This is a genomic window from Lysobacter sp. Soil_N_51, from assembly GCF_057655755.1.
This window is the reverse complement of the sequence record NZ_JBDGLR010000006.1, coordinates 385,652-401,127: the sequence shown is the minus strand read 5'-3', so window position 1 is coordinate 401,127 and position 15,476 is coordinate 385,652. Positions and strand designations below refer to the sequence as shown.

The following is a 15,476-nucleotide window of genomic DNA, read 5'->3' as shown; positions in this document are numbered from 1 at the left end:
GGGGCGAGGCCGTGCGCGACGGAACCGCGTACACGTGCCGCTACGCGGGACCCGGCGCCGCGCCGGCCTCGCCCCGCGCTTCATTGGATGTGATCGGTTTTGTGTGGTTCGTTGTTCCTAGGTAGTTGGTTGCAAAGCAGTCGATGCTGAAAGACGCAGTTGTTCTCCTTGAGTTGTTCTCCTGGTTTTCTCCTTGAGCGGTTTTGATTGATGCAGGTGTACCTGTAGGGCGGGGTTGTCGGCGCAGGAAATCCGAAGGCAGCGGTGGCGACTGCGTTGGAGGAACCTGCGGCGAGGGCTCCGCCCTACTTCTATCCGTGAGAACGGCAGCGCGATGCGAGCGTGTCTGCCCTCACCCCACCCTCTCCCGCGCGCGGGAGAGGGCTTTACGACACTCAGCGCCGAGTGACGCACGCGCCTCGCAGCACTACGAGCGCCACTCCCGATCCTTCGGCGAACCCCGCCCCTCCCTTCTCCCGCCCGCGGGAGAAGGTGCCCGAAGGGCGGATGAGGGGCCTTCGGCCACCACGACATTCACCCCTGGCCCACGGACGTTTACCCTGTGCACCTGCGACCGCCCCGGTCGCATGGAGCACGCATGACCCAGCCGCACCCCACCGACCGCGACGACGCCCGCCTGGCCTGGGCGCGCGCGGCGACCGGCGACGCCCGCCTCGACCTGACCCGCGCCTCGTTCGACGCCGGTTTCCGCAGCTATTGGCGCGGCCTGGCCGACGCCGGCGGCGCGACCGAGCGCAGCGTGATCGTCATGGATTCCCCACCCGAGCTCGAAGATGCCCGGCCGTGGCTGCGCATCCGCGAGATGCTGCTGGCCGGCGGCGTGCGCGTCCCGCAAGTGCATGCGCAGGACATGGAACTGGGTTTCCTGCTGCTTGAGGACCTCGGCCAGCAGACCTTCCTGCAGGCCTTCGAGGCCGGCGAGGCCGATGCCGATGCGCTGTTCGACGCCGCCTTCGACCAGTTGCTCAAGATCCAGGCGCTGCCCTGCCCCGACGACCTGCAGCCTTACGACGAAGCCTTTCTTGCGCGCGAACTGCGGCTGTTCGACGAATGGTTCCTCGGCCGTCATCTCGGCCTGACCCTCGACTGCGGCGACCTGGAAAACCTCGACCTGGCCTATCGCCGCATCCTCGACAACGTGCTCGCCCAGCGCCAGGTGTTCGTGCACCGCGACTACATGCCGCGCAATCTGATGCCGGTCGACGGCGGCGTGGCGGTGATCGATTTCCAGGGCGCGCTGCGCGGGCCGATCGCCTACGACCCGATCAGCCTGTTCCGCGACGCCTTCGTCAGCTGGCCGGAAACGCGCATCGACGGCTGGCTCGCGCGCTACCACGCGCGCGCGACCGCCGCCGGCATCCCGCTGCCCGACTTCGCCCGTTTCCGCCGCGACGCCGATTACGCCGGCCTGCAACGCCACATCAAGATCATCGGCCTGTTCGCGCGCCTCAATCACCGCGACGGCAAGCCGAAATACCTGGCCGACGCGCCGCGCTTCCTCGCCTATCTCGACGTGGTGCTGCCGCGTTACCCCGAGCTGGCGCCGCTGGCCGATATCGTCGAGCGCTACGTGCGCCCGGCGCTGACCTCCACCACCGCGACCCAGCCGGCATGAAGGCGCTGATCTTCGCCGCCGGCCTGGGCGAGCGCATGCGCCCGCTGACCCTGCACACGCCCAAGCCGCTGCTCGCGGTCGGCGGCAAGCGCCTGATCGAATGGCATCTGGAAAAACTGGCCGCGATTGGTGTGAGCGAAGTGATCGTCAACACCTCGTGGCTCGCGCCGCAGTTCGCCGACACCTTGGGCGACGGCGCACGCTGGGGCCTGCGCCTGCGCTATTCGTACGAAGGCACCACCCCGCTGGAAACCGGCGGCGGCCTGTTGAATGCCCTGCCGCTGCTGCTCGACGGCGCCGATCCGCGGGCGCCGTTCCTGGTCGCCAACGGCGACATCTGGACCGATTACGACTTCGCCGCGCTGCCGCGCGAGTTCGACGGCGACGCTTACCTGGTGTTGGTCGACAATCCGCCGCAGCATCCGCGCGGCGATTTCCAACTCGATACCAGCCGGCTCGACCAAGGCCTGCTGCACAACGACGGCCCATCGCGACTCACCTACTCCGGCATCGGCCTGTACCGCGCGAGCCTGTTCGACGGCTGGCGCGACGTGCTCGGCGACGCGCCCGGCACGCAGTTGCAACCGCCGCGTTTCAGCACCGTGCCGCTGCTGCGCGCCGCGGCCGCGCGCGGCCGCCTGAGCGGCGAACACCATCGCGGCCGCTGGACCGATGTCGGCACCCCGGAACGATTGCAACAGCTCGACGCGGCGCTGGCCGCCGCGGCCAACGGCTGAGCATCGCCTCGCTTACTGCGCGACTTACTCCGCGCGACGCGACCGGCCACACCGCCCGATCGCGCCGCCGCCCTTACCGAATTGGAAACGACATGAGCTCCGTCAACCTCACCAAGACCAGCAAATTCCTCAGCCTCGTGCTGCGCCACGAACCCGAAGCGATCGGCCTGACTCTCGACGCGAACGGCTGGGCCGACCTCGACGAACTGGTCCGCCTGGCCAACGCCGACGGCAAGCCGGTAACGCGCGAACTGATCGAACAGGTCGTGCGCAACAGCGACAAGCAGCGCTTCGCGATCAGCGAAGACGGCGCGCGCATCCGCGCCAACCAGGGCCATTCGATCGAGGTCGACCTGGAACTCGCGCCGCTGCCGCCGCCGGCCACGCTGTACCACGGCACCGCGACCCGCTTCGCCAAATCGATCCGCAACCTCGGCCTGGTCAAGCAAAGCCGCCAGCACGTGCATCTGTCCTCGGATCAGGCCACCGCGACCAAGGTCGGCAGCCGCCACGGCAAGGCCCTGGTGCTGAGCATCCGCGCCGGCGAAATGCATGCGCGCGGATTGAGCTTCTACCAGTCCGCCAACGGCGTGTGGCTGACCGACGCGGTCGCGGCTGAATTCATCGATTGGCCCGAACAACACTGAGCCGCGGCGCCCGCACGCGGCGCCTGCGACTATTCACGGAAGACCATGAGCGACAAACTCAAGAGCAAAAGCAAGTTCCTCAGCCTCATCCTGCGCCATGAGCCCGAGACCATCGGCCTGAAACTCGACGACAACGGTTGGGCGCTGATCGACGACCTGATCCGTCAGGCCGGCATGCACGGCAAGCCGATGTCGCGACGGATGATCGAGGAGATCGTGCGGGACAACGACAAGCAGCGCTTCAAGATCAGCGACGACGGTCGACGCATCCGCGCCAGCCAAGGGCATTCGATCCAGATCGACCTGGCCCTGACGCCGTTGCAGCCACCCGCGTCGCTGTACCACGGCACCGCGACACGCTTCGCCGATTCGATCCGTGCGCAGGGATTGACCCGGCAAAGTCGCCAGCATGTACATCTGTCCTTGGACAAGGGCACCGCGATCAAGGTCGGCAGTCGTCACGGCAAACCGCTTGTCCTGCACATTCGCGCCGGCGTGATGCACGAGCGCGGCATAGCATTCTTCCGTGCTGACAATGGCGTGTGGCTGACCGACACAGTCGCGCCCGAATTCATCGATTGGCCGGAACACGACTGATACAGGACGGGTCCATGCAACTGCGGTCGATCCAGGGCGACATCACCCGGCTGACGATCGACGCGATCGTCAACGCGGCCAATTCCTCGCTGCTCGGTGGCGGCGGCGTGGACGGCGCGATCCACCGCGCGGCCGGCCCGGACCTGGTGTCCGAATGCCGCTTGCTCGGCGGCTGCAAGACCGGCGAGGCCAAGTTGACCCGCGGCTATCGCCTGCCGGCGCAGTACGTGATCCACACCGTCGGCCCGGTCTGGCGCGGTGGCGATCAGGGCGAGCCGGCGTTGTTGGCTTCGTGCTATCGGCAGTGTCTGCAGATCGCCGCGAAGCGTGGGCTCAAGGGCATCGCGTTTCCTTGCATCAGCACGGGTATTTTCGGTTATCCGTCGCGGGCGGCGGCGGAGATCGCGGTGGCCACGACGCGCGGTTTCGGCGAGGGCGACCGCTCGATCGACGAAGTGGTGTTCTGTTGTTTTTCCGAGGCCGATCTGGCGATTTATCGGGAGTTGTTGGCTTAGCGGGCGGTTGGGCTTGAGAACGCGTTATCGCGTTCTGGCCGCGGCGTGTCGCAGTGCCCTTTCCGAATTTCGAATGATTTGGGCCGAGTCCCGTTTTCCGTCTATTTCAGCTCCGGCCATCGCTCCGCTTGCTCCAATTCCATTCGAACTTTGGCGTAAGCGTCAGCTTTTGCGTTGGCTTTGGCTTTGGCTTTGGCTTTGGCTTTGGCTCAATGATTGAAGTCACGCGGTTCATCCAGCGCTGCGATGCTTGTAATTCGCGTTAGCAAAAGCACACCCAGAGGGCGGCGTGCAGGATGCACGCCGTGCGCCACCGGGAAATGGATGTCCCGTGTGGCGCATGCCTGCGTATGCACCGCACGCGCGGGCACTTGATTCACAAAAAGCGTTTTTCTTTGGTTACCTTTTGACCGAAGGGAATCCAGACGGACTTTTGTCGCTTTTGACAAAAGAAAGTAACTCGGCCGCTTGCGGACGAAAGCTGTTGATCCTGCCTTTGGCTTCAAAGGCTCCACAGCCTCAAGGCTTGAAGCCTTTAAAGCTGCAGGCAACAGCGACCGGGAATGGACCCGATACGGACATACACCATCGTCGACACACCCGGCGCATCGACACGAAACTCCCGCGCCAAGCGCCAACCAACCCAACCGTCAGTTATCGAGCTCAAGCGTCTGCCGCAAAAACGGCACCGTAATCCGTCGCTGCGCCGCCAGCGAAGCCCGATCGAGCTTGTCGAGCAGCGAGGTCAAACCACCGAGATCGCGATCGACCCGCTTGAGCATCCAGTCCAGCGCCGCCTCTTCCAAGGCCAACCCGCGCCGCTGCGCGCGCTGACGCAGCACCTCGCCGCGACCGGCGTCGTCGAGCGGGGTCAGCACGATGCGCGTGCATTGCGACAAACGCGAACGCAGGTCGGGCAGGACCAGGGACAACTCGTCGGGATTCTCGCGCGCAGCGTAGATGATCGCGATGCCGGCCTGACGCGCGCGGTTGTGGGTGTCGAACAAGGCGACTTCGTCGTCGCGATGGCCCGCGATCGCTTCGATGCCGTCCAACGCCAGCAGGTCGTTGCCTTCCAGCGCGTGCAACGCTTCGCGCAAGCGCCCGGCCGCGGCGGCCAGCGGCACGTAGGCGGCGCGGCGTCCCGCCACTTCGGCCGCGGCGCAGGCGCCGAGCAATAGATGAGTCTTGCCGACCCCGGCCGGACCGGCCAGATACACCCAGTCGGCGCCGGTCGGATCGGCGTAACCGGCGGTTTCGTGGGTGTGCGTCGCCAGCGCGCGCAACTGCGCGATCGCGCCCGCGGGCGCATCCACATAGGTGTCCAGGCTCTGATCCGGCGGATAACGCAGGGACAGCGGCAACTGCGGGACGCTCACTGCGGCGCGCGCTCCGTGGACACGTCGGCGGCGGGTGCGGCGTGGCTGTCGTCGCTCGGCGCCGACGCGGCGGCGCGCGGCGACACCGGGTTGGAGGCCGGGTCGAGCAGGATGGTCGGATGATCGCCGGCGTACAGGCGGCTGTGGGTGTAGCGCTCCTGCGCATAGCGCAGCAACACGTTGGCCACCGCCGCCACCGGCAATGCCAGCAGCATGCCGAGGAAACCGAACAAGGTGCCGCCGGCGAGCACGGCGAAGATCACCGCGACCGGATGCAGGCCGATGCGGTCGCCGACCAGCTTCGGCGTCAGCCAATAGCTTTCGACCACCTGGCCCACGCCGAACACCGCAAGCACGCCGGCCACGTATTTCCAGTCGCCGTACTGCACTAGCGCGGCGATCACGCCGAGGATGATGCCGCTGGCCGGGCCGAGGTAAGGCACGAAGGTCAACAGGCCGGCGATGATGCCGATCAGGATGCCGAGGTCCAGACCGACCGCCCACAGGCCGATGCCGTACATCACGCCGAGCGTGATCATCACCAGGAACTGGCCGCGCAGGAACGCGCCGAGCACGTCGCTCGAAGCCTTGGCCAGGCGGCTCGCGGTGGCCAGATGATCGCGCGGGATCAGCGAGGCGACCCGCTCGACCAGCACGTCCCAGTCGCGCAGGAAGAAGAACGTCAGCACCGGCAGCAGCGCGATGTTGGCGATCATCGCCATCACCGCGAAGCCCGAACGCGACAGATAACCCAGCATCGTGGTCGCCACGCCGCCGGCGCGTTCCCAATTGCTGCGCACCAGTTCGATCAGATGATTAAGGTCGAGCCAGGCGCTGATCTCGAACCCGGTGCGCTGCTCCAGCCACGGAATCGCGGTGCCGGTGAACCAGTCGCGGTAACTCGGCAGCGACACGATCAGGGTGGTGATCTGGCGCTCGATCAGCGGCACCAGGATCAGCAGCACCAGCACCACCAGCAACGCCATCAGCGTGAACACCAGGATCACCGAGGTGTTGCGCGAGCGGCCGGTGCGTTCGAGCCGGTCGACCAGCGGATCGCCGAGCCAGCCGAGCATCGCGGCGATCACGAACGGGGTCAGCACCGGGGCCAGCACCCACAGCAGCCAGCACGCGCCGACGCCGAGCGCCGCCCATTGCAGGCGGCGCAGGAACAGCGCGATGTCTTCCAGAGGAGTGCGGTCCATGGTCAGTGCAACTGGAACACGGGCGGCTGGCCTTCAAGGCCTTCCAGCTGCACCAGGGTGTCGCCGGCATCGGTCATGCGCTTGAGGCCGGGCAGGCCGGACAGCAGTTCCAGGTCGTACTCCAGGGAGTCGGGGGTGGCGCGGATCGGGGTGATCTTGCGGATCACCGCCAGGCCTTGCAGGTAGCCGGCCAGGCGGATGTAGTCGTCGGCGCTGCGCACGCCGCTGAACACCACGCGGTAGGTGCCCGGGGGACCGGCCACGCTGCGCTTGGCGTACCGCTTCATCAATGCATCGGCCGCGCCGTCGGCGCCGCCGCTCATGACCTTGCGCGCGTCGGGATCGCTGTTGGACCAGCTAGCCAGCACCTTGCCGCCGTCGACGAAGCTCCAGTCGCCTTTCCAGCCGCCGCTCTTGACCCGGTAGATCTTGCCGATCAGCTGCATCGGCGGGCTGTAGCGGGCCGAGACGCGCGCGACCGCGGCGGCGTCGCCGCGCCAGATCGCGCCGACGCTGGCCTGTTCGGCCGCGTTGCCGGTCGGCAGGCCGAGCTTGTAACCGCGTTCGATCGCGCGATTGAGCGCGGCGCGCGCGGCGTTGGCCTGGGCCAGGCCGACCAGGCGCGGACCGCTGCCGTCGTCGATCGCCATCCACAGCACCGGCTTGGGCCGCGGCTGCGGCCAGATCGGCAGGCCGAGGGTCGAGGCCAGGCCTTCGACCTTGGCCTGATCGAAATTGACGATCAAGGTGGTCTGGAAGGTCGGCGCGCCGGTGGACTGGGACACGCCCTCGTCCTGGCGGTAGTCGTAACCGGTGACGTAGTCCTTGGCCCGGCGCAGTTCCTGGCCGACACCCGGCCGGCCCGCCGCGCCGCGGTCGCCGGACAGCTTGCCCAGCACCTGGGCCAGCGCGCGCGCCATGGCGCCGTTGCGCTCGGCCTCGCCCTGCCCGGCCACCGGCACTTCGGCCGAGTAGGCACCGTCGGCCTGGGCGCGATCGCCCTCGACCCGCTGGGCGGCCGCGGCGAAACTCGCCAGCAGCAACGTTGCGACCATCAAAACCCGGATTGCCTTGCCCATCGCCATCCCTAACTGTTGTTGAAAAGCGCGCATCCCGCCCGCGTCCCAGGTCGCGGGTCGGCCACGGCGCGGATCGTCCGCGTGCGTTGCCCACCCGTCACCGGATGCGCGGACCGCCGCCATCGCGATCGTCCCCGCCCCGCCGCCGCGTCCTGCGTCGGTCCGGCGATCGCGCATGCGCGACGCCGACGGTGCTCAAGGTCCGAAATGGTGCCGCAGTGGCGTCGGCGCGTCCATTCGCATGCCTGAACGGCCGAATGGGCGGCGTATGGACGCGGCGATGGGGGCGGGATTGCGCGAAAGTCCGGTTCACCTGCCCGGGCGTTGCTGGGCTCGTCTCTATTGAAATAGATCCGGGGCATTCGCGAATCTTGGGGGCGTTTGGGCCTGCCGGACGGGGTTGGAGCGAGCCGGATGGGTTCCGGCGTCTGAAACGACCGGGCGGGTGTGACGGCCGGGCTGCGGTTGCCTGCTAAAATCTCTCGTTTCCTTCCGCGACCGCCGGGGCCGCCGTGACCGCATCTTCTTCCGACACCACCCCCAAGCCGCTGACCTACCGCGACGCGGGCGTCGATATCGACGCCGGCAACGAGGTGGTCGAACGCATCAAGCCGCTGGTCAAGCGCAGCTTCCGACCCGAGGTGATGGGCGGCCTGGGCGGCTTCGGCGCCCTGTTCGACCTGTCCGGCAAGTACCGCGAGCCGGTGCTGGTCTCGGGCACCGACGGCGTCGGCACCAAGCTCAAGCTGGCCCAGCAGTTGGGCCGTCACGACACTATCGGCATCGATCTGGTCGGCATGTGCGTCAACGACGTGCTGGTGCAGGGCGCCGAGCCGCTGTTCTTCCTGGATTACTTCGCCACCGGCAAGCTCGACGTGGACACCACGGTCGCGGTGGTCGGCGGCATCGCGCGCGGCTGCGAACTGGCCGGCTGCGCGCTGATCGGCGGCGAAACCGCCGAGATGCCCGACATGTATCCGCCGGGCGAATACGACCTGGCCGGCTTCACCGTCGGCGCGGTCGAGAAGTCGCAGATCCTCGACGGCGCGCGCGTGAACAAGGGCGACGTGCTGATCGGCATCGCCTCCAGCGGCCCGCATTCCAACGGCTATTCGCTGATCCGCCGGATCTTCGACCGCGCCGGCCGTCCGGGCGACGTCGCCGTCGGCGGCGTGCGCCTGATCGACGCGCTGATGGAGCCGACCGCGCTGTACGTCAAGCCGATCCTGGAACTGCTGCGCGCCAACGGCGGCGAGCACCGCATCCACGCCATGGCCCACATCACCGGCGGCGGCCTGACCGAGAACATCATCCGGGTGATCCCGGCCGGGCTCGGCCTCGACATCCGCACCGCGACCTGGCAACTGCCGCCGGTGTTCGACTGGCTGCAACGCGAAGGCGCGGTGCCGCGCGAGGAAATGTGGCGCACCTTCAACTGCGGCATCGGCTTCGTGCTGGTGGTGCCCGAGGACGCGGTCGCCGCGACCCAGGCCGACCTGGCCCGCCTGGGCCTGTCGCATTGGCGCATCGGCGAAGTCGTGGCGCACGGCGGCGACGGCGAGCGCGTCCACATTGGCTGATGAAGCAGAAACGAGTTCACAGGAGTGAGAAGTGAGTAAACGCGCTGGCGACGCAACCGCTCCACTCGTTTCTCACTCCTCCAGACTCACTCCTGCGAAAAAACTCGCTCTCAGCGTCGTCCTGACGGTCTTCGCCGTCAGCTGGATCGCGCCCAAGAGCCCGTTCGAGCAGGCCATGCACAGCGTGCTGACCGTGGTCGGGCTGATCTGGCTGTGGCGGCACGATCGCCGCTGGCCGCTGCGCGACGGCCACTTCGTCGCGATCTGCATGTTCATGACCGCGCACTGCGTGGCCGCGCGCTGGCTGTATTCGTACGTGCCCTACGATCAGTGGATCCAGTGGCTGACCGGCGGCTGGTCGCTGGACCAGGCGTTCGGTTTCGAACGCAATCACTTCGACCGGCTGATCCATTTCCTCTATGGCGTGTGTTTCGCGCCGGCGGTGCGCGAGTACTTCCGGCAACGCTGGCCGGCGCTGTCGCCGCGTCAGGCCTTCGTGCTCGCGGTCGCCGCGATCATGTGCACCAGCCTGATCTACGAATGGATCGAATGGGCCATCGCGCTGACCATGTCGCCGGAGGACGCGGAGTCCTACAACGGCCAGCAGGGCGATATCTGGGACGCGCACACCGACATGTTCCTGGCCACCCTGGGTTCGCTGGCGGCGTGGCCGCGCGGCCGCCGCTGAACCCGCCGGCCATGCCGGCCTGACTCGACGCACGCCGCGGCTTGGCGCAGCATGTCCGCGAGTAGCGCGGCCGGCTCCAGGCCCGGACCGCGCGCCCGCAACGCGCCTCACAGGAGATCCACCGCGTCATGGACCACGCCCCCATCGCCACCGAGCCGTCCACGCCGCCTTCCACGGCAGCGGTCGCCGCGCCGTCCGCGCAGGACCTCGCCCATCTCGACACGATCGGGATTCTCTACTACGTCCTCGCCGGCATCACCGCAGTGTTCGCGCTGTTTCCGGTGATCCATCTGGTCGCCGGCATCGGCATGCTCACCCTGCCGGCGCAATCCGAACGGTCGGCGCACGACGCCGCGCTGGTCGGCTGGTTGTTCGTCGCCGTGGCGATATCGCTGATCGGCTTCGGCATGATCCTGGCGGTGCTGTTCCTGATGGTCGCGCGCAGGCTGCGGCAACGGCGCGGCTATCTGTTCTGCCTGGTCGCCAGCGCCGTCAGTTGCCTGTCGATGCCGTTCGGCACGGCGCTGGGCGTGTTCGCCCTGGTCGTGCTGACCAAGGCGCCGATCAAGGCCTTGTTCGAACCCGCGCCCGCTGGCGCGAAGTAACTCCCGATCCGCATCCCGATCGGCGGCGCGAACGCCGCCGACACTTCAACCACCGCATCCAACCCAGGGGATCCCGTGATGTCCGACTACCAGTCCGTTTCGTCGCAACCGTATTCGCCGCCGCCCGCCGCCAACCCCGACGATGCCTCGCATCTGCAGATCCTGGCGATTTTCTACTACGTGTTCGCCGGACTGAATGCGTTTTCGGTGTTGCTGATGGGTTTCTATGGCGTGCTGATGGGCGCGGTGTTCAGCGCCGCGCCGGACAGCGGCCCCAATGCCGACATGGATGCCATGCTACCGATGGTCATCGGCTTTTTCGTCTTCCTTACCGTGCTGTGCCTGCTGTTCGCGGTGCTGCACTTCATGGTCGGCCAGCGCCTGCGCCAACGCCGCGGCCACAAGTTCTGCCAGATCGTCGCCGCGGTGACCTGCCTGTCGATTCCGTTCGGCACCGCGCTGGGCGTGTTCACCCTGATCGTGCTCAATCGTCCGTCGGTGCGCGCGTTGTTCGGCGAGCGGGCCTGATGAGCGACGGCGCGCGGCCGGCTGATGCCGCGCATCGACAGCGACTCGCCCCTTCCTATGAACGTTTCGATCCCCACGAGCCATGAACCGATGACGATGACGATCGAAGACCCGCGCGACGCGTCGCAACTGCGGACGCTGAGCATCCTGTATTACGTTTTCTCCGCCTTCAATCTGCTGCCGCTGCTGGTCGGCGCGCTGTATGCGTTCATGGGCATCGGCCTGCTCAACGGCACGCTGCCGGCCGATACCGCGACCCAGGACACCGCATCGGGCTGGGTGCTGCTGGGTCTGGCGGTGGCGATGCTGTTCATCGGAATCGTCGGCGGCATCCTGACCTTGATGGCCGCGCGACGCCTGAGCCAGCGGCGCAGCCTGACCCTGTGCATCGTCGTCGCCGCGGTGTCGTGCATGCAGATTCCATTCGGCACCGCGCTGGGCGTTTTCACCCTGATCGTGTTAAACCGGCCGTCGGTGAAAGCGATGTTCGCGGGGCGAACCTGAGCCGGTAACGATCACCGCTTCACCTTCCGCCGAGGGCGGAACGCATTATTCATAGAGAGGATTACACGATGGGCGCTTGGGGTTTCACCACATTCGACAACGACGACGCGGCCGACTGGCTGGACGAACTGAGCGATCACCAGAGCCTGGCGCTGGTACGCGAAACCATCGCCGCGGTGCTGGAGCTCGAACCGGATGAGGAAGTGGACGCGCCCCTGGCGTCCGCGGCGCTGGCCGCGAGCGAACTGATCGCCGCCGCGATCGGCCGGCCCTCGGGCGCGGCGCGCAAGCAGGAAGAGCTGATGATCTGGATCTCGAAGATGCGTCCGTCGCCCGATGCGGCGCTGATCGCCGACGCGCTCGGCGCGATCGACCGCATCCTCGGCCCGCATTCGGAACTGCGCGAATTGTGGGAGGAAAGCGACGACTACGCGGCATGGACCGACGATGTGACGCAGTTGCGGGCGCGTTTGGCGTTTTGATGCGACGGGCATCGTCGATGCCCGACTTCGCCGCATCCGCATCGTCTTGGATTTCCGCGAAATGGCTTGAGGTCTTTTGTGGGAGGGGCTTCAACCCCGACGCTCTTCGATCAGACGAAGTTGTTCTGCGGCGGCCGCGAAACGGATCGCATGGCGATCCTGGCCAGAAAACGGAGCCGTCAATGGACTCAGTAATCCTTTATTTCGGGCAGGCCAATTCCGAACAGATCGAAGACGCGGTCCGAGCCTTCGAATTCAATCGCGATGGCTCGAGCGAAACCATCCGCTCGGGTGAACGATATTGCTATTTCGAGCGCTACTCGGAAGAAGAACAGCTTGCCGAGTACGAATCCGCCGAACGCGAAGCGCTGGTGGCCTTGCTCGGCGGCACGCCCCGTAGCGCCTTTTGCCTGTCCGCGCGGCATGGCGAGAATGCGCGCTTGGCGTTGGAAGTCGCGAGCGACTTGATGCAGCGTTTCCAACCCAGCGTGCTCGATGACGACAACGGCGGACTGTGGTTGACCCAGGCGGTGAGCGCTTGCCTGAAAGCCTCCCCCTCTTCCGATCTGTTCACCTTGTCGCACGGCGAAGTTGGGATGTCGTCGCAGATAGCGGGCTTACGGCAATGAATGTTTCCAGGCCCTTCGTCACGATCCTTCTGTCGTTCGCGCTGCTGTGCATGACCGGCTGTTTCTCGCCGCCACCCACCCAGCAAGCGCTGTCGGAACGCTTCGAGCGCGAGCGAGGGACCTACGAAACGCTGCGGAAAATGGTTCAGGAAGATGGCCTGGCCGACATCCTGGACTACGGCGACGAATTCAAGAAGCAGGGCGAAATGAGTTTTCGTAGCGCGCAAGAGGTCGGCTTGTCCGAGATACGCGCCGATGCCTACCGCCAGCTGATGGACGAAGTGGATGTCAAGCGCATCCTCGCATCCGAAGACGGTGAAGTCCGGCTGGCGCTGGCCTCCTGGGGCATGGCCAACCGCGGTTGGCGGGTTCTGGCGACCTGGCGCGAGGTACCGCCCTCCCCTCTGCTGGCCAGCCTTGACGATTTCCAGCGCGCGCCGAACCGCAAAGACTGGAGAACGGCGTACTCACCCGCCGGCGGCAACTGGTATTTCGAGATAATTTGGTGAATCCGGACCCGGCTTCACCGCGAGGCGGCAAGCAGCCGAGGCACTAGACAGGTTCACCCACTTGTCCCCGCGCTGTAATAACCGGGTTGCGCACGCCGCCCATGCTGGACGCCTGTTCCCCAGTGCGTCCCGCCGCGATGACCTTCCGCCTTGCCCTGTTCGATATCGCCGGCACCACCGTGTCGGACCCCGGCTTCGTCGCCCAGGCCTTCGTCGGCGCGATGAGCGCCGCCGGCCACCCCATCGATCACGAGGCCTGCCGGCCGCTGATGGGCTATCCCAAGCCGCTGGCGATCGCGCGTCTGCTCGGCACACAGGCCGATGACCCGCGGATCGCGCCGATCCATGCCGACTTCGTCCAGCGCATGCTGGTGTGCTATCGCGAATGGCCCGGCATCGAGCCGCTGCCCGGCGCCGAGTCGGTGTTCGCGGTGCTGCGCGCGAACGGCATCCAGGTCGCGCTGAACACCGGGTTTTCGCGCGACATCGCCGATGCCATCGTCGAGCGTCTGCAGTGGTCGCGGCGCATCGATGCGCTGATCGCCAGCGATGAAGTCGCGCAAGGCCGGCCTGCGCCGGACATGATCCACGCGCTGATGCAGCGCCTGCGCATCGACGATCCGGCCCAGGTGGTGAAGATCGGCGATACCGAAGTCGATATCGGCGAAGGCCGCGCGGCCCAGGTCGGCCTGGTGGTCGCGGTCACCACCGGCGCGTTCACCCGCGCCGAACTCGAGCCGTACGCGCCCGACCGCATCATCGACGGCTTGTTCGAACTGCCGGCCCTGCTGGGGCTGGATGGGTCGGGCCTGGATCAGCCCGGTCGCGACACCCGCCACGCCGCGGCATGAACGCGCTGCGCGCTCCGTCCAGCGAACGCGCGCGCCAGTGGCAGGTCACCCTGCTCGCCGGCGGCGCGGCGCTGGTCACCTACGCCTGCATGTACGCGTTCCGCAAACCGTTCGCGGCCGCGTCGTTCGCCGGGCATCCATTGTTCGGCGTCGACTACAAAGTCTGGCTGGTGGTCGCGCAGATCCTGGGCTACATGTGCAGCAAGTTTGTCGGCATCGGCGTGATCGGCGGGCTGCGCCGTGAACACCGCGCGCGTCTGCTGCTGAGCCTGATCGGCGTCGCCTGGCTGGCGCTGCTGGGGTTCGCGCTGACGCCCGCGCCCTGGAACATCCCGTTCCTGTTTCTCAACGGCCTGCCGCTGGGCATGGTCTGGGGTTTGGTGTTCAGTTACCTGGAAGGCCGCCGCACCACCGAGGCGATGGGCGCGATCCTCGCCTCGAGTTTCATCATGGCCTCGGGCGTGGTCAAAAGCGTCGGCAAGTGGTTGTTGCTGTCGGGCGTCGATGAATTCTGGATGCCGTTCGTGACCGGCCTGCTGTTTCTGCCGCTGTTGCTGATCGCGGTGCATTTTCTCGAACGCGTGCCCGAGCCCGACGCCGACGACCGGCGCGAACGCAGCGAACGCCAGCCGATGAGCCGCACCGAACGCCTCGCCTTCGTGCGCAGTTTCCTGCCGGGACTGGTACTGATGATCGGCTGCTATGTCGCGCTGACCGTGGTGCGCGATTTTCGCGACAACTTCGAAGCCGAGCTGTTCGCCGACCTGGGCTATGGCGGCAATGCCGGCGTGTTCGCCTTGATCGAAACGCCGATCGCGGTGGCGGTATTGGCCTTGACCGCGGGGCTGACCTGGTTCCGCGACAATCTGCGCGGCCTGATGGCCCTGCACGGGTTGATGTTCGCCGGCCTCGCGGTGGCGGGCATCAGCACGCTCGCCTTCCGCGCCGGCACGCTGCCGCCGTTGTGGTGGCTGGCGCTGGTCGGCTTCGGTCTGTATCTGGCCTACGTGCCGTTCAACTGCGTGTTCTACGAGCGTCTGATCGCGACCTTCCGGGTCGCCGGCAACGTCGGTTTCCTGATGTACCTGTCCGATGCCTTCGGCTATCTGGGCAGCGTCGCGGTGCTGCTGACCAAGGAATTTTCCAGCGTGCAGTTGTCGTGGACCCAGTTCTTCGCCCAGATCGTGTTGGCGCTGGCGGTGATCGGCGGCGCATGCCTGATCGCCTCCGCCCTGTATTTCCATCATCGCGTCACCCGTCGCGTCGCCGCGTCGGCGTTCACGCCCGTCTGAGTCTTTCGAAGCC

At 66.8% G+C, this 15,476-nt stretch carries 18 protein-coding genes; 15 read left to right on the top strand and 3 right to left on the bottom strand.

Annotation, left to right across the window (positions count from 1 at the left end; genetic code table 11):
* The first annotated feature begins 598 nt into the window (after positions 1-598).
* The 5 genes from AC3A4T_RS13625 to AC3A4T_RS13605 all read left to right on the top strand — a co-directional run bounded on the left by AC3A4T_RS13625 (position 599) and on the right by AC3A4T_RS13605 (position 4,132).
* Positions 599-1,636 carry an aminoglycoside phosphotransferase family protein gene (locus AC3A4T_RS13625; RefSeq protein ID WP_487675874.1) on the top strand — a complete coding sequence of 346 codons (1,038 nt, stop codon included), beginning with the start codon at positions 599-601 and terminating at the stop codon, positions 1,634-1,636.
* On the top strand, positions 1,633-2,373 hold the full coding sequence (murU, locus tag AC3A4T_RS13620; RefSeq protein WP_487675873.1) for an N-acetylmuramate alpha-1-phosphate uridylyltransferase MurU: 741 nt from the start codon (positions 1,633-1,635) through the stop codon (positions 2,371-2,373). Before AC3A4T_RS13625 ends, murU begins: the two co-directional genes overlap by 4 nt.
* Positions 2,374-2,465: 92 nt before the next feature.
* Positions 2,466-3,020, top strand: a complete 555-nt coding sequence (locus tag AC3A4T_RS13615) for an RNA 2'-phosphotransferase (protein WP_487675872.1) — start codon at positions 2,466-2,468, stop codon at positions 3,018-3,020.
* Between the two features lie 45 nt (positions 3,021-3,065).
* Positions 3,066-3,617 (top strand): RNA 2'-phosphotransferase, encoded by a 552-nt coding sequence (locus AC3A4T_RS13610; protein WP_487675871.1) that lies wholly within the window; start codon positions 3,066-3,068, stop codon positions 3,615-3,617.
* 14 nt (positions 3,618-3,631) lie between these two features.
* The gene (locus AC3A4T_RS13605) at positions 3,632-4,132 is read left to right on the top strand and encodes an O-acetyl-ADP-ribose deacetylase (RefSeq protein WP_487675870.1); all 501 of its coding nucleotides are present in this window, start codon (positions 3,632-3,634) and stop codon (positions 4,130-4,132) included.
* A gap of 650 nt (positions 4,133-4,782) precedes the next feature.
* Here AC3A4T_RS13605 and hda read toward each other — a convergent pair.
* From hda to AC3A4T_RS13590, 3 genes are read right to left on the bottom strand one after another with little or no spacing between them, the layout of a single operon-like run.
* Entirely contained in the window at positions 4,783-5,511 is a 729-nt protein-coding gene (hda, locus tag AC3A4T_RS13600) for a DnaA regulatory inactivator Hda (protein ID WP_487675869.1), read from the bottom strand.
* A complete protein-coding gene (locus AC3A4T_RS13595) occupies positions 5,508-6,716 on the bottom strand; it encodes an AI-2E family transporter (RefSeq protein ID WP_487675868.1) in 1,209 nt (402 codons plus the stop codon). Before AC3A4T_RS13595 ends, hda begins: the two co-directional genes overlap by 4 nt.
* 2 nt (positions 6,717-6,718) lie before the next feature.
* On the bottom strand, positions 6,719-7,795 hold the full coding sequence (locus AC3A4T_RS13590; protein ID WP_487675867.1) for a DUF2066 domain-containing protein: 1,077 nt from the start codon (positions 7,793-7,795) through the stop codon (positions 6,719-6,721).
* Positions 7,796-8,307: 512 nt separating this feature from the next.
* On the opposite strand from AC3A4T_RS13590, the gene purM reads away from it, so the two are divergent.
* From purM to AC3A4T_RS13540, 10 genes are all read left to right on the top strand, one after another.
* A complete protein-coding gene (purM, locus tag AC3A4T_RS13585) occupies positions 8,308-9,375 on the top strand; it encodes a phosphoribosylformylglycinamidine cyclo-ligase (RefSeq protein WP_487675866.1) in 1,068 nt (355 codons plus the stop codon).
* A 31-nt stretch (positions 9,376-9,406) separates the two neighbouring features.
* Positions 9,407-10,063, top strand: coding sequence for a DUF2238 domain-containing protein (locus AC3A4T_RS13580; RefSeq protein ID WP_487675865.1), 657 nt, complete (start codon positions 9,407-9,409; stop codon positions 10,061-10,063).
* Between the two features lie 128 nt (positions 10,064-10,191).
* A complete protein-coding gene (locus AC3A4T_RS13575; protein ID WP_487675864.1) occupies positions 10,192-10,668 on the top strand; it encodes a hypothetical protein in 477 nt (158 codons plus the stop codon).
* A 78-nt stretch (positions 10,669-10,746) separates the two neighbouring features.
* Positions 10,747-11,196: a hypothetical protein gene (locus tag AC3A4T_RS13570; RefSeq protein ID WP_487675863.1), complete on the top strand. Its 450-nt coding sequence runs from the start codon at positions 10,747-10,749 to the stop codon at positions 11,194-11,196.
* Positions 11,197-11,286: 90 nt separating this feature from the next.
* Positions 11,287-11,700 carry a hypothetical protein gene (locus AC3A4T_RS13565; protein WP_487675862.1) on the top strand — a complete coding sequence of 138 codons (414 nt, stop codon included), beginning with the start codon at positions 11,287-11,289 and terminating at the stop codon, positions 11,698-11,700.
* Positions 11,701-11,768: 68 nt separating this feature from the next.
* Positions 11,769-12,182, top strand: coding sequence for a DUF4259 domain-containing protein (locus tag AC3A4T_RS13560; RefSeq protein WP_487675861.1), 414 nt, complete (start codon positions 11,769-11,771; stop codon positions 12,180-12,182).
* 182 nt (positions 12,183-12,364) lie between these two features.
* Positions 12,365-12,811, top strand: coding sequence for a hypothetical protein (locus tag AC3A4T_RS13555; protein ID WP_487675860.1), 447 nt, complete (start codon positions 12,365-12,367; stop codon positions 12,809-12,811).
* Positions 12,808-13,320 (top strand): hypothetical protein, encoded by a 513-nt coding sequence (locus tag AC3A4T_RS13550; RefSeq protein WP_487675859.1) that lies wholly within the window; start codon positions 12,808-12,810, stop codon positions 13,318-13,320. The genes AC3A4T_RS13555 and AC3A4T_RS13550 overlap by 4 nt, the downstream gene beginning before the upstream one ends.
* A gap of 137 nt (positions 13,321-13,457) precedes the next feature.
* A complete protein-coding gene (locus tag AC3A4T_RS13545) occupies positions 13,458-14,171 on the top strand; it encodes an HAD-IA family hydrolase (protein WP_487675858.1) in 714 nt (237 codons plus the stop codon).
* Positions 14,168-15,463: a DUF5690 family protein gene (locus tag AC3A4T_RS13540; protein WP_487675857.1), complete on the top strand. Its 1,296-nt coding sequence runs from the start codon at positions 14,168-14,170 to the stop codon at positions 15,461-15,463. Before AC3A4T_RS13545 ends, AC3A4T_RS13540 begins: the two co-directional genes overlap by 4 nt.
* Positions 15,464-15,476 lie beyond the last annotated feature (13 nt).